The following is a 20,350-nucleotide window of genomic DNA, read 5'->3' as shown; positions in this document are numbered from 1 at the left end:
TTCTCACTGCCTAGCCGAAGGACCGTGCCATGAATCTGTTTCGAACCCTTGTCGTTGCGCTGCTGCTGAGCGTCGGTGTGCCCGCGTTGGCGGCTGAAAACGGCAGCGGCGATCCGCGTTACACCATCCAGAACCCACCGGCCTATGCCATGCTTGGCGATTTACTGATTGCCCGACCGTTATTGGTGGCGGCGACGGTGATCGGTGCCGGGGCGTTTGTGGTGTCGTTGCCGTTTACCGCGTTCGGTGGCGGCATTGGCGATGCGGGGCAGGCGTTGGTGGTCGATCCGGCGAAAGCCGCATTTGTGCGGTGCCTGGGGTGTATCGGGGAGGGGTTTGAGCAGCGGGAGTGAACTCTAAGAGCTTCGCGGGCAAGTCGGATCGAGCGGTGCGGCGATCCGACTTGCCCGTGAAGGCGCCCTGACAGGCGCCAAATGAATCAAGCCTTACCGGTAATCTTGCGATATTTCTCCATCAACTGTTCTTCAGTCTCCGGATGAGCCTCGTCCAGCGGAATGCAATCCACCGGGCAGACCTGCTGGCACTGCGGTTCGTCGTAGTGGCCGACACATTGTGTGCACAGGTTCGGGTCGATCACGTAGATCTCTTCGCCCTGGGAGATGGCGGCATTCGGGCACTCAGGTTCGCAGACGTCGCAGTTGATGCAATCGTCGGTGATGATCAGGGACATGCTAACTCCAGCCGGGGCGGCAGGCCCGGGCGCAATAAATCAATGCGCACAATTGTGCCGCATTGGCGCCCGCAGTGCACGCGGGCGCGATCAAGTGCAGCGATCGAAGATTGCGGTAGCCGTAAAAGATCGCAGCCTTCGGCAGCTCCTACTTTTTAAAGCGTAGGGTAAGGGCGTCGGCCACCGCCGGGTGGACGAACTTGGTGATATCGCCGCCCAAGGCCGCGATTTCACGCACCAGCGTCGAGGAAATGAACGAATAACGCTCGGACGGTGTGAGAAACAGGCTTTCCACATCCGGTGCCAGTTGGCGGTTCATGTTAGCCAGCTGGAATTCGTATTCGAAGTCCGACACCGCGCGCAAACCACGCAGGAATATGTTGGCGTTCTTCTCTTTGGCGAAATGCGCGAGCAACGTCGAGAAGCCGACGACTTCAACGTTCGGCAAATGTTTGGTGACCTCGCGGGCCAGCTCCACACGTTGTTCCAGGGGAAACAGCGGGTTTTTTTTCGGGCTGGCGGCGACGGCGATGATCACATGATCGAACAGGCGCGAGGCGCGTTCGACCAGATCGCCATGGCCCTTGGTAATAGGGTCGAAGGTACCTGGGTACAACACTCGGTTCATCGCGTCGTCCTGGCGGGAGTCCGTTGGGGAGTCGGATGGTATCGCAGCCTTCCCGGTCGGCCAAGTCGCCTGTTGGGTAAGAAAGCACTATAGACGATGGGAATATTCCGCGTTTTCATGGGTTTTTCAAACGTTCGGTCAGCGAAGTGGCCAATTGCGCCGTCAGTCCGTAGACCGACAATTGTGGGTTTGCGCCAATGCTGGTGGGGAAAAGCGAGCCGTCGTGAATCGACAGATTGCGCAACTGGTGATGTCGACCGAGGCTGTCGGTCACCGCGCTTTTCGGGTCTTCACCCATGGCACAACCGCCCATCACATGGGCACTGCCCAGACGCGTGCGATACAACTCAAGGCTCAAATCGTCGATCAATGCGCGCGCTTCGGTGAGGTTTTTCACGTAACGAGCGTCGGCGTGCATCGGCATCACGGCGTTGGCGCCCCCGGCGAACTGGATCTCGGCCATGCTGTGGAATGCCCGGCGCAACCCGTCCCAGGCGTAGGGTGAAACCTGATAGTCGAGCACTGGCGTGCCATCACCGCGCAATTCAACGCTGCCGCCAGGGCTGTCCGGGTGAAAACCGTCCCGCAGCAACGCCAGCATGGCGTGGGTGTGCGGCAGGTTTTCCATATGCCGGGCGTTTTCCGTGCCGAAGCCGCCGAGCAGGGTGCTGGCCAGCGCGGGGTGCAGCGGTGGGACTTCCAGCTTGTAGGACATCTTGCCAGTGGTGCCATCCCGCCACTGGAAATGGTCGGAATAGATCGACTGCGGCGCGCCGTAGAACGGGTTGATCACCTCATCAAACAGCCCGGCGGACATATTTACCAGGTGCAGGAATGTCCGTTTACCCAGTCGTTCGTGAGGATCCGGTGCCTCGGAGCGCAATAGCAGCGCCGGGCTGTTGATCCCGCCGCCGGCCAACACGTAATGCCGCGCCTTGACCGTAATTGTGCGTCCGGTGGGCGCAACGCAACGCTCATCCATCGCCACACAGTGCAGGTCCGTAACCTTGCCGTCCTTGATCGACAGCTTTTCGGCGCGGGCCAGATAGAGCAGCTCGCCACCTTTTTCCAGGGTTGCCGGGATGGTCGTGACCAGCATCGATTGCTTGGCGTTGGTCGGGCAACCCATGCCGCAGTAGCCGATGTTCCAGCAGCCGCGCACGTTGCGCGGGATCACATGCCAGGCGTAGCCGAGTTTTTCGCAACCTTTGCGGATGACGTCATTGTTGGCATTAGGCGGCACCATCCATGGGGCGACACCCAGGCGTTGTTCCATTTTCTCGAACCAGGGCGCCATTTCGGCCGGTGTGTGGCCTATGACGTCGTGCTCTTTGGCCCAGTGTTCCAGCGTCGGGTCCGGGGTGCGAAAGCTTGACGTCCAGTTGATCAGCGTGGTGCCGCCCACTGCCCGACCCTGGAGGATGGTGATCGCGCCATCCTTGCTCATGCGCCCGATGCCTTCCTGATAGAGGCTGGTGTAGGCCTGGTCTTCGAGCATCTTGAAGTCGCTGCTGGTCTTGAGCGGGCCTTCTTCGATCAGCAATACCTTGTAGCCGGCGGCGCTGAGGATTTCGGCGGTGGTCCCGCCGCCGGCACCGCTGCCGATGATCGCCACGTCCGCTTCGAGGGTCAGGTCTTGGGTCAGTCGGGCGCCGTTGTGGGTTTTCCAGCCACGGGCCAGGCCTTCGCGGAACGGATCGGGTACGGGCATGTTTGGGTTCTCTTATTATTTTGGATTGGGTGGTGAGGCGGCAGACGCTATCGCGATTTCAAACGGTGGGCGGCCCGGGGTACCCGCAATGCGCCCACGACTCCGCCCGGCTGTACCACGCCATCATCACCATTTGCAGTAACGAGCTATGGCCCATGCGCAGCAAGCTCAGCGAGCTGTTTTCCCAGCGGTCGAGAAAGTGCCGGATCTGTTCGCTGCTGGCGTTTTCCCAGCTGCCCCAAATTCCGGTCAGTGGGCCGCGGGTGATGCTCATCCCCAACACATCGAACAATTGTCGGGTCAGTTTGAGCATTTCCGGCGACAGGTGATTCAGGCCGCTATCCAGGCTGTGCAAAGTCTCGGTGACAGCGGCCGGCATTTTTTCCATGGCCACGGCGCCGTCGAGCATTACCGGAATCACTGCCCGCAGAAACAGCAGGTCACTGCTGCGAAGAATCGCGAAACCGCTGGCCGGGTTGCTCGATGAGCAGCCGCTGAGGCTCGCGCCTAATCCAGCCGTGGCCAGAAAAGCGCTGGCGCCGAGGCTGAATTTAAGCAGGCCGCGCCGTGACAGCGCGGGTGTGTCGGACAGGCTTGGGTTCATTATTGTTATTACCCGGCGGTGATGATCGTTAGCGGATAAACAGTTTCTGGATCAGTTTCTGAACGGATTTGCCGTACGGCGGATAGATCAGCTTCGCCGCATTGAAACGCTGTTTGATCAGCACGCCCTTGGCCTTGCTGAAGGTCAGGAAACCTTCGTGGCCGTGGTAATGGCCCATGCCCGAGGCACCGATACCGCCGAACGGCATGTCGTCCTGAGCAACGTGCAGCAAGGTGTCATTGAGGCAAACGCCGCCGGAATGGGTTTCGTGGAGGACGCGGTTTTGCTCGCCCTTGTCGTAGCCGAAGTAATACAGCGCCAGCGGGCGAGGGCGTTGGTTGATGTAGGCAAACGCTTCGTCGAGATCCTTGTATGGCACGATCGGCAGCAACGGGCCGAAGATTTCGTCCTGCATCACCGTCATGTCGTCGCTGACGTTGAGCAGCAGGCTATGACCCATGCGTCGGCCCTGACCCTGATCGAACAGCGGAATCAGCAGCGCGCCCTTGCTGGTGGCGTCGCTGAGGTAGCCGTTGAGGCGCGCCAACTGTCGGTCGTTGATGATGGCGGTGTAGTCCGGGTTGTCGGCCAGTGTCGGATAAAACCCGCGAACCGCCTGACGATAGGCTTCGACGAAAGAGCCGACGCGGTCTTCCGGCACCAGAACGTAGTCGGGGGCGACACAGGTTTGCCCGGCATTGAGGGTCTTGCCGAAAGCGATGCGTTCGGCGGCGTCCTTGAGCGGGACATCGCGGGAAACGATGGCCGGGGACTTGCCGCCCAGTTCGAGGGTCACCGGCGTCAGATTCTCGGCCGCCGCACGCATCACGTGTTTGCCGATGCTGGTGGCGCCGGTGAACAGCAAGTGATCGAAACGTAGCCGCGAGAACGCCACGCCGATATCGGCCTCGCCCAGCACCACGCAGACCAAGTCCTGGGGAAAAACCCGGCCCAGCAGTTCCTTGAGCAGCAAACCGGTGGTGGGGGTCGATTCGCTGAGTTTGAGCATCACCCGGTTGCCCGCCGACAACGCACCTGCCAGCGGCCCGATGGCCAGGTAAAGGGGGTAGTTCCACGGCACGATCACTCCGACCACGCCCAACGGTTGATAAACCACTTTGGCCGACGCTGGTTGAAAGGCGAGACCGACTTTGCGTCGTGAGGTTTTCATCCAGTTTTTGAGGTGCCGGCTGGCGTAGTGAATACCGTGCAAGCTGGGCATCAATTCGGCGAGCAGGGTTTCATCGGCGCTGCGGTGGCTGAAGTCCTGGCTGATGGCGTCGATCAGGGCCTGGCGCTCTTTGCTCAGCAGGTCCCGCAACGCTTTTAGCCATTGTTGGCGCTGAGCGGCGGGTGGCATCGGGTTGGCTGCATACGCTGCGCGCTGAGCGTCGAACAGGGTTTGGAGTTCGTCCAGAGGCTGCTGCAGGTTGTTCAGGTAGGCAATGTCAGCAGGCATGCTCGGCACCGGATTTATTGGAATGAGGAACTTTTTAGAGTCTATGCTCTAGAAAGTCAAATGGCACTTTGGTACGGCTTTGTTTTAACCACGGGCGGATAGGTCGTAAGATGCCCTCATCGCACAATTAAAGCTCAAGCCATGGCCCCTCGGATCAAAACCAGCGAGCGCATCGTGCAGAACAGCCTGGAGCTGTTCAATCAACAGGGCGAGCGCAGTATCAGTACCAACCACATTGCTGCCCATATGGAGATTTCCCCGGGCAACCTGTACTACCACTTCCCCAACAAGCAGGCGATCATCGCCGTGTTGTTCAGTGAGTACGAAAACCTGGTGGACAGCTTTCTGCGCCCGCCCCAGGGGCGCGCCGCGACGGTCGAAGACAAGCGCTTCTACCTCAAGGAATTGCTCGCCGCCATGTGGCAATACCGCTTCCTGCATCGCGATCTCGAGCATTTGCTCGACAGCGATCCCGAGCTGGCCGCCCGTTACCGGCGCTTTTCCCAGCGCTGCCTGATCCAGGGCACACACATCTACGCGGGCTTCGTCGAGGCCGGCATTCTGTGCATGGACAAGGTTCAGATCGAATCCCTGACCCTTAATGCCTGGATCATCCTCACCTCGTGGGTGCGCTTTCTGTGCACCACGCGGGAAAACTCCAACCATCTGAGCGAACAGGCCATTAAACGAGGCGTGTATCAGGTGCTGGTGCTGGAGGCCGGGTTCGTCACTGACCAAGCTCGCGACGCAGTGAATGCGCTGTTCGAAGAGTTTTATGTGCCGCTGGCCCAGGCGCTGGAAGAAGTGGGATAGAGAAGTGGAATAAAGAGTGCAGTAGGATTCCAGACAAACAAAATCACAGGAGCCCGTTATGCCCATTGCGCAACTGATCAGCCCGCAAGCGTTGGACCTGAAAAAGGAAACGCCGGGGCTGGTGATTCTGGATTGTCGTTTTGCCCTCGAAGACCCTGATTACGGTCAACGCAGCTACGCCGAAGGGCATATTGCCGGATCGAGCTTTGCCGATCTGGAGCGTGATTTGAGCGGTAGAGTGGTCAAGGGGGTTACCGGGCGTCATCCATTGCCTGAACCCGCCGACTTGATCGAACGTTTTCAAGCCTGGGGCATCAACGCCGACAGCGAAGTGGTTTTGTACGATGACGGTCCCGGCGCTTATGCCGCGCGCGCCTGGTGGTTGCTCGCGTGGCTGGGCAAGCGCGATGGTGTGTTTATCCTCGATGGCGGGCTGAAAGCCTGGCACGCCGCCGGATTGCCCCTGAGTCTTGATGCGCCGTCGATCACCCGTGGCACCTTCACCGGGACGCCGGATGCTTCGTTGGTGCTCAGCGCCGAACAACTCCAGCAACGCCTCGGCCAGCCCGCGCTGACCTTGCTCGATGCCCGCGGCTTGCCGCGCTTCAAGGGCGAAGTAGAGCCGATCGATCCGATTGCCGGGCACATCCCCGGCGCACAATGTGCCGCGTTCACCGATAACCTGGGCAGCGACGGGCGGTTCCTGCCGGCCGAACAGCTCAAGCAGCGGTTTGCCGCCAAGCTCGGTGATCGTTCACCCACGGAGTTGGTTGCGTATTGCGGTTCCGGTGTGACCGCCTGCCACAACCTGTTCGCCCTGTGCCTGGCGGGTTATCCGTTGGGAGCGTTGTATGCCGGGTCGTGGAGCGAGTGGATCAATGATCCTGCGCGAGGCGTCGCCAAGGGCGAGTAAACGCAAACCAATGTGGGAGCATGGTTAATAAGGTGCTCTTGATTCACAGTTGTCGCGCACTGCGATACGCCCCCGGTCCTACGCCGTAAACCTGCTTGAATTGCCGACTCAGATGGCTCTGGTCGGCAAAACCCAGCTGCGTTGCGACTTCCAGCGGCAGGCAGCCTCGCTGTAACAGCGCCCGTGCCCGGGCAATACGTTGCTGCATCAACCAGGTGTGTGGCGGCATGCCGGTAGCTTTGCGGAATACCCGGGCGAAGTGGAAGGGCGACAGGTTCACCGTCGTCGCCAGTTCCTCCAGCGAGGGCGGCGCCGCCAATCGGGATTGCAGCAGTTCCTTGGCCAGGGTTACCGCCCGGTGTTCCTTGCCAGGTTTGTTGGCGATCGGAACAGCTGCGTGACGTTGCAACAGCGTCAGCATCATTTCCCGCCAGACCGTTTGCTGCTGCAGCGCCGTGGACGGACTCTCCAGTAAACAATGCAGTTGGCAGAATCCCTTCACCAGATCCGGATCGCGGTACAACGTGGCACCAAACGCCGGCAAGGTATCGGTGGGCAGTTCGAGTTCGTCCAGCAGTGAAAGAATCTGCCCACTGTCGGGATAAAACGCCCGGTACAACCAACCGTCTTCCGTCCCTTTGTGACCGGTGTGCAGTTCATCGGGATTGATCAGCACCAGCGTGCCGCTGCCCGCCAGATGCTCGGCGCCTCGATAGCGATAACGCTGGGCGCCGGCCATGATCATGCCGACCACATAGCCGTCATGCACGTGGGGGGCGAAGCGCTGTTCGATGTAGCGTGCGGACAACAACTCGACCCCGGCCAACGGCGCCGTTTGCCAGAAGTGGATCGACTCGCCCTGATCCAAACCCATGGGTTACTTGCGCCCTGTGGTGGCGAGCCATTGGGGAATGCGCCGTTCCAGGTAGTAACCCGGTTGCCGGAACGAGCCCTCGACGAAGCCGACATGCCCACCCTTGGCCTGCAACTCGAATTGCGTGCAGGCAGACAATTCGTCGGCTTGCGGCAGGCTGTGAGGAAAGACAAACGGGTCATCGGCCGCCTGAATAATCAGGGTCGGTGTGCGAATCTCTCCAAGGAAATAACGACTCGAAGCGCGGCGATAATAATCCGCGGCATCGGCGAAGCCATTCAGCGGCGCGGTGACCCGGCCATCGAACTCCCAGAAGGTGCGCATGTTCTCCAGCGAGCCCAACGCCGCCAATGCCGCCAGGCCATCCTGATGCCCTTCATGCTGGAACCTGCGCTGCTTGTTCTTGATGTAAGCGACCATCTCGCGCATGAAATGAGCCTGATAGAACTTGGAAAAACCCTGGCTGATACGATCGGCACACTGATCAAGCCGAAACGGCACCGACACCGCCACCGCGCCGAGTACGCCGCTGTTGCTGCCGGTTTCGCCCAGATGCTTGAGCAATACGTTACCGCCCATGGAATAACCGACCGCATACAGCGGTGCGAGAGGGCGCTGGGTGCGCAGGTGTTTGATGGTTTCGGCCAGGTCTTCACTGGCCCCGGAATGGTAACTGCGTGGCAACAGATTGGGTTCGCCGGAACAGCCTCGCCAGTTAAGCGCGACGCTGGCCCAACCCTGGGCGCCCAGCGCTTTCTGCATGCCGGCCACGTAAGGCGAATTCGATGAGCCAGTCAGGCCATGCAACACCAGCACCAACGGCGCATTCGCGCTGTGGGGGCCGTGCCAGTCCAGGTCAAGGAAGTCGCCGTCTTCGAGCCATAAGCGTTCACGTTCGCGGTCCAGGTGCGTGGTTTTGCGCCATAGCGGTCCCCACAAGGTTTGTAAATGAGGATTGCCCAGGCCGTAGGCGGGGGTGAAATGGGGGGTGAAACGTTCTGGCAAATGGGACACGATTGCTCTCGATGCAGCGGTGCTTACCCGCAGCGTTAACTGACTGAGCTTCGCACCGTTTTTACAGGCCGGATTAACCGGCGATCCCTGCCATACGTTGCCACAACGCGTAGTACACCCGTCCCGATTTTTGCTCCCGATGCAGGCGCCAATTTTCTGGCAAACCCAATATCGACGGTGCCGTTTCGCTTTCAGTGTAGACCCACGCATCGTTACTCAGCCACTGACGCTCTTCGAGCAAAGTGCAAACGGCAGGCAACAGATTCTGATTGAACGGCGGGTCGAGAAACACCAGATCGAACGCCGTGGCGGGTTGGGTTTCCAGATAGCGCAAGGCGTCGGCAGTCTGTACCTGGCCGGTGGTGCAGCGCAGGGTACCCAGATGTTCCTTGATGCTCGCCACCGCGATATTGCTGGCGTCCAGCGCCTGACCCATTGCTGCGCCACGGGACAAAGCCTCGAGAAACAACGCGCCGCTACCGGCAAATGGGTCGAGCACCTTGGCCCCGGCGACATAAGGCGCGAGCCAGTTGAACAGGGTTTCACGCACTCGGTCCGGCGTTGGGCGCAAGCCTGGTGCATCGGGGAAGCTCAGCTTTCGGCTGCCCCATTCACCGCCGATGATGCGCAGTTGATTCACACCGTTATGCACGTTGTGAACAGGTTTTTTTGGTCTGGCCATTAATGCTCCGGAACCCCGAGCGGTTGCTCGGCAGGTTTGTCAGAAGGGGCCGGCAACGGCTTTTGTGGCACGGTCGGGCCAGCGCTGACGATGACCAGTTTGTCCGTGCTCAGGTGTTTGTTCAATGCGGCTTTGACTTGCTCGACGGTCAGGCTCTGGGACTGCTGCATGAAGTCTTCCAGGTAAGTCAGCGGCAAGTTGTAAAAACCCATGGCGCCGAGCTGCCCGACGATATCGGCGTTGCTGGCGGTGGACAGCGGGAAGCTGCCGGCCAGTTCACGCTTGGCATCGTCGAGTTCTTTCTGGGTAGGGCCGGTTTTAAGGTAGTCGGCGAGCACGTCCTGCACCAGCTTCAGCGTGCCTTCGCTCATCTCTGCGCGGGTTTGCAGGTTGATCATGAACGGACCACGAGCCTGCATCGGGGTGAAGCCCGAATACACGCCATAGGCCAGGCCGCGTTTTTCGCGCACTTCGCTCATCAAGCGGGTGCCGAAGCCACCGCCACCAAGGATCTGATTGCCCAGCGACAACGCCGCGTAATCCGGATCGTCACGGTCGATGCCCAGTTGCGCGATCATCAGGTTGGTTTGCTTGGACGGAAACTCGATGTGGCCGATGCTGGACTTGGGGTCGGTCGGTTGTTCGATTTTCGCCAGGGCCGGCCCTTTGGGCAGATCGGCGGACACTTGTGCGGCAACCGCCTCGGCCTCGGCGCGGGACAGATCGCCCACCAGTGCAATTACCACGTTGCCGGCGGCGTAGGCTTTCTGATGAAAGGCCCGCAACTGCGCCAGGGTGATCGGTGGAATGCTTTTCGCCGTGCCATCGCTGGAATGCGCGTACGGGTGATTGCCATACAAGCGGTTCATCAGCTCCAGGCTGGCGAGTTTGCCGGGGTTCTGTTTCTGATATTCGAAGCCGGCCAGCATCTGGTTCTTGATGCGGGCAAACGAGTCGGCGGGGAAGGTCGGTTTGCCGACGACTTCAGCAAACAGCTTCAAGGCAGGCTCGCGTTTGTCCGCGGCACTGAGGCTACGCAGCGACGCAATCGCCATGTCTTTATAGGCGCCGTTACCGAAATCGGCCCCCAGGCCTTCGAAGCCCTGGGCGATAGCGCCGACGTCTTTGCCAGCCACACCTTCGTTGAGCATGGCGTTGGTCAGCAGGGCCAGGCCGGGTGCATCGCCGTCCTGGCTGCTGCCGGCGGCGAAGATCAGGCGCATGTCGAACATCGGCAGCTCACGGGCTTCGACGAACAGCACCTTGGCGCCTTCGGCGGTGTTCCAGGTCTGCACGTTCAGTGAGCGATGGCTTGGGGCCTTGCCGTCGAGTTCGGCCAGCGATTGCAGTTTCTGGCTGGCCTTGGCCTTGTCGAGAGCTTCGCTGGCGTTGGAATCATCGGGTTTTGACAAATAGAAGGCGGCAGACCCGATCAGTGCGGCGGCGATCAGGCCGATCAGGGCCAGACGCGATGTTTTGCGCTTACTCATGGGTCGTCTCCTGTGGCAGTACATGGGCGACGCTCAGACGTGCGCGGGTGAAATACAGCTTGGCGGCCTTCTGGATGTCTTGCGGGGTCACGCTTTCCAGGTCGGCGAGTTCGGTGTCCATCAGTTTCCAGGACAAACCGACGGTTTCCAGTTGGCCGATGGCGGTGGCCTGGCTGGTGATCGAGTCACGCTCGTAGACCAGGCCGGCAATGACCTGAGCCCGCACCCGCTCCAGCTCTTCAGTGGACGGCGCGGTGGTTTTCAGCTGTTCGAGCAGTTTCCACAGGCCGGCTTCCGCCTGGGCCATGGTTTTCTTCTTCTGGGTGTTCGGCGTGGCCGACAAAGTGAACAGGCTGTCGCCACGGGTGTAGGCGTCGTAGCTCGACGAGCCGCCGGACACCAGCTCTTCGCCGCGTTCCAGTTGCGTCGGGATCCGGCCGCTGTAGCCGCCGTCGAGCAGGGCAGAGATCAACCTCAGGGCGCTCACCAAACGCTTGTCTTCAGCGGTGGCGATGCTTGGCACGTTGAAGGCCAGCATCAGACTCGGCAATTGGGTCTGCACATGCAGGGTGATCTTCCGTTCGCCGGGCTCGGCCAGTTCCAGCGGGATTTTCGCTGGAGGTACGTCGCGCTTGGCGATCGGGCCGAAGTAACGCTGGGCCAGGGTTTTGACTTCGTCCGGGGTCACGTCACCGACTACCACCAGGGTGGCGTTGTTCGGCACATACCAGGATTGATACCAGTGGCGTAGTTCTTCGACCTTCATGCGGTCGAGGTCCGCCATCCAGCCGATGGTCGGCGTGTGATAACCGCTGGCGGGGTAGGCCATGGCCATGAAGCGTTCGTAGGCCTTGGACATCGGCTTGTCGTCGGTGCGCAGGCGACGTTCTTCCTTGATCACCTCGATCTCGCGGGTGAACTCGTCGGCCGGCAGGCGCAGATTGGCCATGCGGTCCGCTTCCAGCTCGAAGGCCACGCCCAGACGGTCGCGGGCCAGCACCTGGTAATACGCGGTGAAGTCGTCGCTGGTGAAGGCGTTCTCTTCGGCACCGAGGTCGCGCAAGATCAGCGAGGCTTCGCCGGGGCCGACTTTCTCGCTGCCCTTGAACATCATGTGTTCCAGCGCGTGGGACAGCCCGGTCTGGCCCGGGGTCTCGTAGCTTGAGCCGACCTTGTACCAGACTTGGGAAACGACGACCGGCGCACGATGGTCTTCGCGCACGACGACCTTCAGGCCGTTGTCGAGGGTGAATTCGTGGGTGGGTTGTGGATCGGCAGCCAGGGCTGAAAGTGGCAGACAAACTGTGCTGAACAGCAGGCCTGCAGCGCGGCGGGCTAGAGCATTCATTCGTTTTTAAACCTGTTGGGCTGCCCGCTTGGTCTTAGCGTCGGCGGGCGAGAGGGTGCTAGGATACTGATCCGTTTTACTGGCGGCCACGCCTATCAAGCTTTGATGTTTGATCAGGTTGTATGGGTTTGCGGCAGAAGGCTGAGATTTATCGACTAGACTCTGCTTTTTCGCCGATTTTGCCGCTTCAGTCCTTCGTGAAGTCGTTTCTGTGAGGTGCCGTTCGCACCTCGACAAAATGTTGCGCGTGAACAAGCTGGATGAATCGCAGTCTGTTCTGCATCGAATTATTTATTGCCGAGGCGCCCTTTGGCGCGTCGCTACCGTGAGATAGCCGTCCTCCATGTTTGGTTCCAACGACGACAAGAAGAACCCAGCTGCGGCTGGTGAGAAGAAAAGCCTGTTCGGATGGCTGCGCAAAAAGCCGCAGGAACCCGTTGTCGAACAGCCACAGCCACTTTCTGAGCCAACACCTGCACCGGTTGTAGAGCAAGCGCCAGCGCCGGTTGTCTTGCCGATCGCCGAGCCGGTGCTGCAACCCGCAGCCGAGCTTGCGCCTGAAACCGAAGTCATGGCCCCACTGCCGCTGACGCCAGCCGCCGAGCCGTGGCTGACGTTGCCAGTGGCGGAAGAGCCGGTGGCGTTGGTCGAAGATGAGCAAGCAGCTCATATCACGCCGCCGATTCCGGCCCCGACCGCGTTTACTCCTGAACCGGTTCGGGCGCCACTGGTTCAGCCGGTCGTTGAACCTGTGTTCGTGGCCGAGCCTGCGCCGGTTGTTCCAGAGCCTGAAGTGCCGGTATTTGTTGCTCCTGCGCCGGTTGCTCCGATTGTTCAAGCACCTGCACCGGTCATCGTTCCTGTTGTCGCCACCCCTGTTGCGCCCGTCGAAACTCCGGTCGAGCCTGTGCGTACCGAAGAGACCAAGGCCGGTTTCTTCGCCCGCCTCAAGCAAGGCTTGTCCAAGACCAGTGCCAGCATTGGCGAGGGCATGGCCAGCCTGTTCCTCGGCAAGAAAATCATCGACGACGAGTTGCTCGAAGACATCGAAACCCGTCTGCTGACCGCCGATGTCGGCGTCGAAGCGACGTCGGTGATCATTCAGAGCCTGACTCAGAAAGTCGCCCGCAAAGAGCTGGCCGATGCCGATGCGCTGTACAAATCCCTGCAAGCCGAGCTGGCGGCGATGCTCAAACCGGTCGAGCAGCCACTGAAAATCACCTCGCAGAACAAGCCATTCGTGATTCTGGTGGTGGGCGTCAACGGCGCCGGCAAGACCACCACCATCGGCAAACTGGCGAAGAAGCTGCAACTGGAAGGCAAGAAAGTCATGCTCGCCGCCGGTGATACTTTCCGCGCCGCCGCGGTCGAGCAACTGCAGGTCTGGGGTGAGCGCAACAAGATTCCGGTGATCGCCCAGCACACCGGCGCCGACTCGGCTTCGGTCATCTTCGATGCCGTGCAGGCCGCCAAGGCCCGTGGCATTGACGTGCTGATCGCCGACACCGCTGGTCGTCTGCACACCAAAGACAACCTGATGGAAGAACTGAAAAAGGTTCGCCGGGTGATCGGCAAGCTCGACGCCGATGCGCCGCACGAGGTGCTGTTGGTGCTCGACGCCGGTACCGGCCAGAACGCCATCAACCAGGCCAAGCAATTCAACCAGACCGTCGAACTGACCGGCCTGGCGCTGACCAAACTCGATGGCACCGCCAAGGGCGGGGTAATTTTCGCCCTGGCCAAGCAGTTTGGCTTGCCGATTCGCTATATCGGCGTCGGCGAAGGCATCGACGATTTGCGTACTTTTGAAGCAGAACCCTTTGTCCAGGCATTGTTTGCCGAGCGGGAGCGTTCATGATTCGTTTCGAACAGGTCGGTAAACGCTACCCGAATGGTCACGTCGGCTTGCATGAGCTGAGCTTTCGAGTCCGTCGGGGCGAATTCTTGTTTGTCACCGGCCATTCCGGCGCTGGCAAAAGCACCTTGTTGCGGCTGTTGCTGGCCATGGAGCGTCCGACCACCGGCAAATTGCTGCTGGCAGGGCAAGACCTGAGCACCATCAGCAATGCGCAGATTCCGTTCCTGCGCCGGCAAATCGGCGTGGTGTTTCAGAACCACCAGTTGCTGTTCGATCGCACGGTGTTCAACAACGTCGCGTTGCCGTTGCAGATCCTTGGCCTGTCCAAGGCCGAAGTCGCCAAGCGCGTGGACTCGGCCCTGGAGCGCGTGGCGCTCTCGGACAAAACCGATCTCTACCCCGGCGACCTGTCCACCGGCCAGCAACAGCGCGTCGGCATCGCCCGCGCCATCGTTCACCGTCCAGCCTTGCTGCTGGCGGACGAACCCACCGGTAACCTCGACCCGCGTCTGGCGGCAGAAATCATGGGCGTGTTCGAAGACATCAACCGTCTGGGCACCAGTGTGCTGATCGCCAGTCACGACCTGGCATTGATTGCCCGCATGCGTCATCGCATGCTCACGCTGCAGCGTGGCCGATTGATTGGTGACGGGGAGGCTGGCGTATGAGTGCAACACGTAGCCCCAAGGTTTCCGAGCGCGTGGCCCCGAAGGCCGCCGATCCGCAACCGCAGCAGAAGAAAAAGCGCGACGATGACGATGGTCCGGATTTCTCTACGCTGTTCCGCGCCTGGGTCGAAAGCCATCGTGCGAGTCTGCTGGACAGCTTGCGCCGCTTGGGCAAACACCCCATCGGCAGCTTTTTCACCTGCATGGTGATGGCAGTTGCCCTCAGTTTGCCGATGGGTCTGTCACTTTTGCTGAATAACGTCGAGCGCCTCGGTGGTTCCTGGCAGCGTGCGGCGCAGATTTCCCTGTACCTGCAACTCGATGCCGGTCCTGAACAAGGCGAGTCGTTGCGCGAGCAGATCAAGGGCATGCCCGGCGTGGCCGACGCCGAATACGTGGGTCGCGATCAGGCACTGGAAGAGTTCCAGCAGCAGTCCGGACTGGGCGAAGCGCTCAAGGAACTCCCGGAAAACCCGCTGCCGGGCGTGGTCCTGGTGACCCCGAATGAGGTCGACAAACCCGCGCTTGAAGCATTGAGACAAAAACTTTCCGAATTGCCGAAGGTACAACAAGCGCAACTTGATCTAGTCTGGGTCGAGCGTCTGGCAGCCATCCTCAAGCTGGGCGACCGTTTTGTCTTCGGTCTGACCGTGCTTTTGGTTTCTGCATTACTTTTGGTGATAGGCAATACCATTCGTCTTCATATTGAAAACCGCCGCACAGAGATAGAAGTGATTAAACTCGTCGGCGGCACTGACAGCTATGTGCGCAGGCCCTTTCTGTATATGGGCGCGCTTTATGGCTTCGGTGCGGGGATTCTTTCCTGGGGTGTATTGGCGTTCGGCCTGAACTGGCTGAACGACGCGGTAGTTGGACTGGCCGGTTTGTACGGCAGTGATTTTGCGCTGGCCGGAGTGCCAGTTGCCGACGGTCTATCGCTCTTGCTTGGCGCGGTGCTGTTGGGGTATATCGGTGCATGGATTGCAGTCGCACGCCACCTGCGGGAGCTTGCGCCAAAGTAATATCATTTTGCTCGTATTGACCTTTCAGCGTTTATGGGAACTTGCCTTTTGGTTTCCGGTCAATTTTCGCAGTGCTGAACTGCACGAGTTATGTAAGTCGGAGGTTTTTTCGTATGACCAATTCTTTGCAGCCTGCATATGCTCTGGTCCCGGGTGCGAACCTGGAGGCCTATGTGCACACGGTGAACAGCATTCCATTGCTGACACCGGAGCAGGAGCGTGAACTGGCCGAGAGTCTCTATTATGAGCAGGATTTGGGGGCGGCTCGGCAGATGGTGCTCGCCCACCTGCGTTTTGTCGTACACATTGCCCGTAGCTATTCCGGCTACGGCCTGGCCCAGGCTGACCTGATCCAGGAAGGCAACGTCGGCCTGATGAAAGCGGTCAAGCGTTTCAACCCGGAAATGGGTGTTCGCCTGGTGTCCTTTGCGGTGCACTGGATCAAGGCGGAAATCCACGAGTTCATCCTGCGCAACTGGCGGATCGTGAAAGTCGCGACCACCAAGGCTCAGCGCAAGCTGTTCTTCAACCTGCGCAGCCAGAAGAAACGTCTGGCCTGGCTGAACAACGAGGAAGTCCATCGCGTGGCGGAAAGCCTGGGCGTAGAGCCACGGGAAGTGCGCGAAATGGAAAGTCGCCTGACCGGCCATGACATGGCTTTCGACCCGGCCGCGGAAGCGGACGACGACAGTGCATTCCAGTCGCCCGCCAACTATCTGGAAGACCACCGGTACGATCCGGCCCGTCAACTGGAAGACGCCGACTGGAGCGACAACTCCAACCACAACCTGCACGAAGCGCTTGAAGTGCTGGACGACCGCAGCCGCGATATCCTCTACCAGCGCTGGCTGGCAGAAGAAAAAGCCACGCTGCACGACCTGGCGCAGAAGTACAACGTGTCGGCCGAGCGTATTCGTCAGCTCGAGAAGAGCGCGATGAACAAGCTCAAGTTGTCGATCGCCGCATAACCTGCGCTCCGGCAATAAAAAACGCCCCGATCATTGATCGGGGCGTTTTTGTTTATGCCCGCTTACACCGAACTCCTACAGGATTTGCGTCAAGTTACTGAGACCAAGGCGCCCGGCGCGAATCGTTGAGGCCGAGCAAATAACTGTCCCCGCCCAACTGACTCATCTGCTGGCGAATCCACCCGGCCCGTCTTGCAACGTAAGAGGTTGGATGGCTGGCGCTCCACACCCGCGGGTTCGGCAGTACCGCAGCCAGCAAACTCGCCTGCTGTCGGGATATCGAGCGAGCGCCCACACCAAAGTGATGCCGGGCCGCCGCTTCGGCGCCAAACACGCCTTCATCCCACTCGACGCTGTTGAGGTACACCTCAAGAATTCGCTGCTTGGGCCACAATACCTCGATCAGCCCGGTAAACCAGGCCTCCAGGCCCTTGCGCAACCAGCTGCGGCCAGACCACAGAAACAGGTTCTTCGACACTTGCTGGCTCAGGGTGCTGGCGCCGCGAATTGAGCCGCCGCGTTCGTTATGCGCAAACGCCGCCTGAATCGCGCCGATATCAAAGCCCCAATGCTCGGGAAACTTCTGATCTTCACCGGCAATCACTGCGACTTTCAGGTCGTCGGAGATTTCATCCCAAGGTTTCCAGGTGCGTTGCACGTCGATGGGTTCGCCGTCGAACCAGGATTCGATCTTGCGCTCGACCATCAGCGCCGTTCCCGGTGGCGGCACCACCCGAAACAGCAACACCAGCAATACGCTGCCGCCCGCGAACCAGAGCAGGACCTTTGTGAAGCGACGTAAAATTAACTGCAGCATAGAGATGGCTTGGCCGAACCCGTTGAGCCGGCCATTATACAGACCCTGTTGATCGAGTCTGACTGGAGTTCTCATGTTGCGTGGCTTCCTGATGCTGGCTGCTTTTTTCGGCTTCACCGGTGTTGCCTTGGGCGCATTCGCTGCCCATGGCCTGAAAAGCCGCTTGAGCGCCGACTACCTGGCGATTTTCCATACGGGCGTCACCTATCAACTGGTGCACACCCTGGCGTTGCTGGGTGTAGCGCTGCTCGCCACGCAAATTCCCGGTCGACTGATTACCTGGGCCGGCGCATCATTTGCTATTGGCATTCTGTTGTTTTCCGGCAGCCTGTACCTGCTGACGATAACGGGCATCAGCAAGCTCGGGATCGTTACGCCCTTCGGTGGCCTGGCGTTCCTGGTCGGCTGGGTTTGCCTGGGGCTTGCCGCTTGGCGGTTGAGCTGACCACGCGGTCCATTTCGTGACGAATGGCTTGGGTCGGCCTGACTGATCGGGCTAGAATGCCAGCCCCTAAAAATGATGGCGGCATTCGGTATGCGCATTCAATTGAACGGCGAATCCCTTGAACTGCCCGACGGTGAAACCGTTGCGGCCCTGCTGACCCGTCTGGAACTGACTGGACGCCGGGTGGCGGTCGAACTCAATCTGGATATCGTCCCGCGCAGCCAGCACGCAGAAACCACGCTGAACGACGGCGATTCGGTCGAAGTGGTACACGCCATCGGCGGCGGCTAGCCGCTAGGCCCGAGCGGCCACAGAATATTCTGCAAGAACCTCACCCCTACAGAGGATTTCCCATGAGCATCGTTCGTAGCGACAAGCCCTTCGTCTTGGCCGGTCGTACTTACCAGTCGCGTTTGCTGGTAGGCACCGGCAAGTACCGTGACATGGAAGAAACCCGCCTGGCCATCGAAGCCTCGGGTGCCGAGATCGTCACCTTCGCCGTGCGCCGCACCAACCTCGGCCAGAACCCGGGCGAACCGAACCTGCTCGAAGTCCTGTCACCGGATCGCTACACCTTCCTGCCTAACACCGCCGGCTGCTTCGACGCTACCGAGGCTGTGCGCACCTGCCGCCTGGCCCGTGAGCTGCTCGACGGCCACAACCTGGTGAAGCTGGAAGTGCTGGCGGATCAGAAAACCCTGTTCCCCAACGTGATCGAAACCCTCAAGGCCGCCGAAGTGCTGGTCAAGGAAGGTTTCGACGTGATGGTGTACACCAGCGATGATCCGATCATTGCCCGTCAACTGGCGGAAATCGGCTGTATCGCGGTCATGCCGCTGGCTGGTCTGATCGGCTCGGGCCTGGGGATCTGCAACCCGTACAACCTGCAGATCATCCTCGAAGAGGCGAAAATTCCGGTGCTGGTGGATGCCGGTGTCGGTACTGCCTCCGACGCCACCATCGCCATGGAGCTGGGCTGTGAAGCGGTGCTGATGAACTCGGCCATCGCCCATGCCCAGCAGCCGATCATGATGGCTGAAGCCATGAAACACGCCATCGTTGCAGGTCGCTTGGCCTACCTCGCCGGCCGCATGCCGAAAAAACTCTATGCCAGCGCCTCCTCGCCGCTGGATGGTCTGATCAAGTAAGAGCCATTGATGACTGAATCAAACGACACGCCTATCCAGACGGAAGAAGGCGAAGAGCGCCAACACCGCCGCATCAAGAGTTTCGTGATGCGCGCCGGGCGCATGACCGAAGGCCAGCAGCGCGGCCTGGACCAAGGTACGCCGCTGTTCGTACTGCCTTTGGCCGATGCGCCGGTGGACTTCGACCAGGTGTTCGGTCGCTCGGCACCGCGCTCGCTGGAAATCGGTTTCGGCATGGGCCATTCGCTGCTGGAAATGGCCGCGGCCTCGCCGGAGCAGGACTTCATCGGCGTGGAGGTGCACCGTCCGGGTGTTGGCGCGTTGCTCAATGGCGTGCTGACTCAGGGCCTGACCAACCTGCGCGTCTACGATTGCGATGCGATCGAAGTGCTCAACCGTTGCATTGCCGACAACAGCCTCGATCGCCTGATGCTGTTTTTCCCGGACCCGTGGCACAAGAGTCGTCACCACAAGCGTCGTATCGTTCAGGCATCGTTCGCTGAACTGGTGCGCAGCAAGTTGAAGGTCGGCGGTGTGCTGCACATGGCCACCGACTGGGAACCGTATGCCGAGTACATGCTGGAAGTGATGAACGTTGCGCCGGGTTATCGCAACCTGGCTGAAGACGGCAAGTGCGTTCCACGCCCGGCTGAACGCCCGATCACCAAGTTCGAACGCCGCGGCGAACGTCTTGGGCATGGCGTGTGGGATTTGAAGTTCGAAAAACAGTCCTAAACCACAATGCTGTGATCGTTCCCACGCTCCGCGTGGGAATGCCTCAACGGACGCTCTGCGTTCGGCTCTGAATAGGACGCGGAGCGTCCCTGGCTGCATTCCCACGCAGAGCGTGGGAACGATCATCAGCACTCAGCGGCGGTCTGCGACGACGCCGATCAACACCAGCACCACCAACAACACCGGCGCCAGGCTGTAGTTGTTGAACTGGCTCAGGCCTTTGATGATCCATGGTGTTGCATAGATCAGCGCCACGCCGCTGCCGACCATGCACAGCAGGGCCATCAGCGGGACGCGCAAGGCGCCGGCGATGCTGCCCAGGCGTTGGTCGACCCAGCCTTTGATGTCGGCGCCAAACAGCACCAGCAAACAGCCCACCAGTGCCAGAGAGATTTCCGACAGGTTGCTACGACTCCAGCGGGACACGGTGGCGAGCAGGTCGAGTACCAGATCCATTCGGTT

General features: G+C 60.2%; 23 protein-coding genes. 11 read left to right on the top strand and 12 right to left on the bottom strand.

The features are described from left to right. Positions 1-29 precede the first annotated feature (29 nt). On the top strand, positions 30-353 hold the full coding sequence (locus tag PSH97_RS26495) for a multidrug transporter (protein ID WP_305447285.1): 324 nt from the start codon (positions 30-32) through the stop codon (positions 351-353). A gap of 86 nt (positions 354-439) precedes the next feature. Here PSH97_RS26495 and PSH97_RS26490 read toward each other — a convergent pair whose 3' ends face one another. From PSH97_RS26490 to PSH97_RS26470, 5 genes are all read right to left on the bottom strand, one after another. Beyond that, positions 440-691 carry a YfhL family 4Fe-4S dicluster ferredoxin gene (locus tag PSH97_RS26490; RefSeq protein WP_003195146.1) on the bottom strand — a complete coding sequence of 84 codons (252 nt, stop codon included), beginning with the start codon at positions 689-691 and terminating at the stop codon, positions 440-442. A 148-nt stretch (positions 692-839) separates the two neighbouring features. Further along, positions 840-1,319, bottom strand: coding sequence for a pantetheine-phosphate adenylyltransferase (coaD, locus tag PSH97_RS26485; protein WP_038980940.1), 480 nt, complete (start codon positions 1,317-1,319; stop codon positions 840-842). 115 nt (positions 1,320-1,434) lie between these two features. After that, complete coding sequence (locus PSH97_RS26480) at positions 1,435-3,030, bottom strand: GMC family oxidoreductase (protein WP_305447284.1); 1,596 nt, start codon at positions 3,028-3,030, stop codon at positions 1,435-1,437. Positions 3,031-3,088: 58 nt separating this feature from the next. Beyond that, positions 3,089-3,634 carry a twin-arginine translocation pathway signal protein gene (locus PSH97_RS26475; RefSeq protein ID WP_305447283.1) on the bottom strand — a complete coding sequence of 182 codons (546 nt, stop codon included), beginning with the start codon at positions 3,632-3,634 and terminating at the stop codon, positions 3,089-3,091. A gap of 28 nt (positions 3,635-3,662) precedes the next feature. After that, a complete protein-coding gene (locus PSH97_RS26470) occupies positions 3,663-5,093 on the bottom strand; it encodes a coniferyl aldehyde dehydrogenase (protein ID WP_305447282.1) in 1,431 nt (476 codons plus the stop codon). A gap of 141 nt (positions 5,094-5,234) precedes the next feature. Here PSH97_RS26470 and PSH97_RS26465 point away from each other — a divergent pair, with 141 nt between their 5' ends. Both PSH97_RS26465 and PSH97_RS26460 read left to right on the top strand, forming a co-directional pair. Next, positions 5,235-5,906 carry a TetR/AcrR family transcriptional regulator gene (locus PSH97_RS26465; RefSeq protein WP_305447281.1) on the top strand — a complete coding sequence of 224 codons (672 nt, stop codon included), beginning with the start codon at positions 5,235-5,237 and terminating at the stop codon, positions 5,904-5,906. 58 nt (positions 5,907-5,964) lie between these two features. Beyond that, positions 5,965-6,819: a sulfurtransferase gene (locus PSH97_RS26460; RefSeq protein WP_305447280.1), complete on the top strand. Its 855-nt coding sequence runs from the start codon at positions 5,965-5,967 to the stop codon at positions 6,817-6,819. 43 nt (positions 6,820-6,862) lie between these two features. Here PSH97_RS26460 and PSH97_RS26455 read toward each other — a convergent pair whose 3' ends face one another. From PSH97_RS26455 to PSH97_RS26435, 5 genes are all read right to left on the bottom strand, one after another. Then, positions 6,863-7,693, bottom strand: a complete 831-nt coding sequence (locus PSH97_RS26455) for an AraC family transcriptional regulator (RefSeq protein WP_305447279.1) — start codon at positions 7,691-7,693, stop codon at positions 6,863-6,865. Between the two features lie 3 nt (positions 7,694-7,696). Further along, positions 7,697-8,707, bottom strand: coding sequence for a hydrolase (locus PSH97_RS26450; protein ID WP_305447278.1), 1,011 nt, complete (start codon positions 8,705-8,707; stop codon positions 7,697-7,699). 73 nt (positions 8,708-8,780) lie between these two features. Continuing rightward, entirely contained in the window at positions 8,781-9,389 is a 609-nt protein-coding gene (gene rsmD / locus PSH97_RS26445; protein ID WP_305447277.1) for a 16S rRNA (guanine(966)-N(2))-methyltransferase RsmD, read from the bottom strand. After that, positions 9,389-10,879 carry a M16 family metallopeptidase gene (locus tag PSH97_RS26440; RefSeq protein ID WP_305447276.1) on the bottom strand — a complete coding sequence of 497 codons (1,491 nt, stop codon included), beginning with the start codon at positions 10,877-10,879 and terminating at the stop codon, positions 9,389-9,391. The genes rsmD and PSH97_RS26440 overlap by 1 nt, the downstream gene beginning before the upstream one ends. Continuing rightward, positions 10,872-12,227: a M16 family metallopeptidase gene (locus PSH97_RS26435; protein ID WP_305447275.1), complete on the bottom strand. Its 1,356-nt coding sequence runs from the start codon at positions 12,225-12,227 to the stop codon at positions 10,872-10,874. Before PSH97_RS26435 ends, PSH97_RS26440 begins: the two co-directional genes overlap by 8 nt. 343 nt (positions 12,228-12,570) lie before the next feature. Here PSH97_RS26435 and ftsY point away from each other — a divergent pair, with 343 nt between their 5' ends. The 4 genes from ftsY (at position 12,571) to rpoH (ending at position 16,743) form a co-directional block, all read left to right on the top strand. Then, positions 12,571-14,085, top strand: coding sequence for a signal recognition particle-docking protein FtsY (ftsY, locus tag PSH97_RS26430; protein WP_305447274.1), 1,515 nt, complete (start codon positions 12,571-12,573; stop codon positions 14,083-14,085). Further along, positions 14,082-14,753 carry a cell division ATP-binding protein FtsE gene (gene ftsE, locus PSH97_RS26425; RefSeq protein ID WP_007897888.1) on the top strand — a complete coding sequence of 224 codons (672 nt, stop codon included), beginning with the start codon at positions 14,082-14,084 and terminating at the stop codon, positions 14,751-14,753. Before ftsY ends, ftsE begins: the two co-directional genes overlap by 4 nt. Then, positions 14,750-15,775, top strand: a complete 1,026-nt coding sequence (gene ftsX, locus PSH97_RS26420; protein ID WP_305447273.1) for a permease-like cell division protein FtsX — start codon at positions 14,750-14,752, stop codon at positions 15,773-15,775. The genes ftsE and ftsX overlap by 4 nt, the downstream gene beginning before the upstream one ends. A gap of 113 nt (positions 15,776-15,888) precedes the next feature. Further along, complete coding sequence (gene rpoH, locus PSH97_RS26415) at positions 15,889-16,743, top strand: RNA polymerase sigma factor RpoH (RefSeq protein WP_007897890.1); 855 nt, start codon at positions 15,889-15,891, stop codon at positions 16,741-16,743. Between the two features lie 94 nt (positions 16,744-16,837). On the opposite strand, the gene mtgA is transcribed toward rpoH, so the two are convergent. Continuing rightward, positions 16,838-17,560: a monofunctional biosynthetic peptidoglycan transglycosylase gene (gene mtgA / locus PSH97_RS26410; protein WP_305447272.1), complete on the bottom strand. Its 723-nt coding sequence runs from the start codon at positions 17,558-17,560 to the stop codon at positions 16,838-16,840. A gap of 73 nt (positions 17,561-17,633) precedes the next feature. On the opposite strand from mtgA, the gene PSH97_RS26405 reads away from it, so the two are divergent. The 4 genes from PSH97_RS26405 to trmB all read left to right on the top strand — a co-directional run bounded on the left by PSH97_RS26405 (position 17,634) and on the right by trmB (position 19,888). After that, positions 17,634-18,005 (top strand): DUF423 domain-containing protein, encoded by a 372-nt coding sequence (locus PSH97_RS26405; protein ID WP_305447271.1) that lies wholly within the window; start codon positions 17,634-17,636, stop codon positions 18,003-18,005. A 90-nt stretch (positions 18,006-18,095) separates the two neighbouring features. Beyond that, positions 18,096-18,296 carry a sulfur carrier protein ThiS gene (gene thiS, locus PSH97_RS26400; RefSeq protein ID WP_007897898.1) on the top strand — a complete coding sequence of 67 codons (201 nt, stop codon included), beginning with the start codon at positions 18,096-18,098 and terminating at the stop codon, positions 18,294-18,296. A 62-nt stretch (positions 18,297-18,358) separates the two neighbouring features. Beyond that, on the top strand, positions 18,359-19,153 hold the full coding sequence (locus PSH97_RS26395; RefSeq protein WP_305447270.1) for a thiazole synthase: 795 nt from the start codon (positions 18,359-18,361) through the stop codon (positions 19,151-19,153). Between the two features lie 9 nt (positions 19,154-19,162). Further along, the gene (gene trmB, locus PSH97_RS26390; RefSeq protein ID WP_305447269.1) at positions 19,163-19,888 is read left to right on the top strand and encodes a tRNA (guanosine(46)-N7)-methyltransferase TrmB; all 726 of its coding nucleotides are present in this window, start codon (positions 19,163-19,165) and stop codon (positions 19,886-19,888) included. Positions 19,889-20,020: 132 nt separating this feature from the next. Here trmB and PSH97_RS26385 read toward each other — a convergent pair whose 3' ends face one another. Continuing rightward, on the bottom strand, positions 20,021-20,344 hold the full coding sequence (locus PSH97_RS26385) for a DUF3392 domain-containing protein (protein WP_007897907.1): 324 nt from the start codon (positions 20,342-20,344) through the stop codon (positions 20,021-20,023). Between the last annotated feature and the right edge of the window lie 6 nt (positions 20,345-20,350).

The sequence above is a fragment of the Pseudomonas cucumis genome, from assembly GCF_030687935.1.
GTDB lineage: Bacteria > Pseudomonadota > Gammaproteobacteria > Pseudomonadales > Pseudomonadaceae > Aquipseudomonas > Aquipseudomonas cucumis.
Note: the sequence above shows the minus strand (reverse complement) of the source record. Positions and strands in the feature narration are given on the sequence as shown.

Bases quoted from the DNA above. Each gene is read 5' to 3' on its own strand.
- coaD (WP_038980940.1), bottom strand. From the start codon at position 1,319: ATGAACCGAGTGTTGTACCCAGGTACCTTCGACCCTATTACCAAGGGC.
- PSH97_RS26465 (WP_305447281.1), top strand. From the start codon at position 5,235: ATGGCCCCTCGGATCAAAACCAGCGAGCGCATCGTGCAGAACAGCCTG.
- PSH97_RS26405 (WP_305447271.1), top strand. From the start codon at position 17,634: ATGTTGCGTGGCTTCCTGATGCTGGCTGCTTTTTTCGGCTTCACCGGT.
- PSH97_RS26435 (WP_305447275.1), bottom strand. From the start codon at position 12,227: ATGAATGCTCTAGCCCGCCGCGCTGCAGGCCTGCTGTTCAGCACAGTT.
- PSH97_RS26395 (WP_305447270.1), top strand. From the start codon at position 18,359: ATGAGCATCGTTCGTAGCGACAAGCCCTTCGTCTTGGCCGGTCGTACT.
- PSH97_RS26460 (WP_305447280.1), top strand. From the start codon at position 5,965: ATGCCCATTGCGCAACTGATCAGCCCGCAAGCGTTGGACCTGAAAAAG.
- thiS (WP_007897898.1), top strand. From the start codon at position 18,096: ATGCGCATTCAATTGAACGGCGAATCCCTTGAACTGCCCGACGGTGAA.
- ftsE (WP_007897888.1), top strand. From the start codon at position 14,082: ATGATTCGTTTCGAACAGGTCGGTAAACGCTACCCGAATGGTCACGTC.
- PSH97_RS26455 (WP_305447279.1), bottom strand. From the start codon at position 7,693: ATGGGTTTGGATCAGGGCGAGTCGATCCACTTCTGGCAAACGGCGCCG.
- PSH97_RS26475 (WP_305447283.1), bottom strand. From the start codon at position 3,634: ATGAACCCAAGCCTGTCCGACACACCCGCGCTGTCACGGCGCGGCCTG.
- ftsX (WP_305447273.1), top strand. From the start codon at position 14,750: ATGAGTGCAACACGTAGCCCCAAGGTTTCCGAGCGCGTGGCCCCGAAG.
- PSH97_RS26440 (WP_305447276.1), bottom strand. From the start codon at position 10,879: ATGAGTAAGCGCAAAACATCGCGTCTGGCCCTGATCGGCCTGATCGCC.
- PSH97_RS26480 (WP_305447284.1), bottom strand. From the start codon at position 3,030: ATGCCCGTACCCGATCCGTTCCGCGAAGGCCTGGCCCGTGGCTGGAAA.
- ftsY (WP_305447274.1), top strand. From the start codon at position 12,571: ATGTTTGGTTCCAACGACGACAAGAAGAACCCAGCTGCGGCTGGTGAG.
- trmB (WP_305447269.1), top strand. From the start codon at position 19,163: ATGACTGAATCAAACGACACGCCTATCCAGACGGAAGAAGGCGAAGAG.
- PSH97_RS26490 (WP_003195146.1), bottom strand. From the start codon at position 691: ATGTCCCTGATCATCACCGACGATTGCATCAACTGCGACGTCTGCGAA.
- mtgA (WP_305447272.1), bottom strand. From the start codon at position 17,560: ATGCTGCAGTTAATTTTACGTCGCTTCACAAAGGTCCTGCTCTGGTTC.
- PSH97_RS26470 (WP_305447282.1), bottom strand. From the start codon at position 5,093: ATGCCTGCTGACATTGCCTACCTGAACAACCTGCAGCAGCCTCTGGAC.
- rpoH (WP_007897890.1), top strand. From the start codon at position 15,889: ATGACCAATTCTTTGCAGCCTGCATATGCTCTGGTCCCGGGTGCGAAC.
- PSH97_RS26385 (WP_007897907.1), bottom strand. From the start codon at position 20,344: ATGGATCTGGTACTCGACCTGCTCGCCACCGTGTCCCGCTGGAGTCGT.
- rsmD (WP_305447277.1), bottom strand. From the start codon at position 9,389: ATGGCCAGACCAAAAAAACCTGTTCACAACGTGCATAACGGTGTGAAT.
- PSH97_RS26495 (WP_305447285.1), top strand. From the start codon at position 30: ATGAATCTGTTTCGAACCCTTGTCGTTGCGCTGCTGCTGAGCGTCGGT.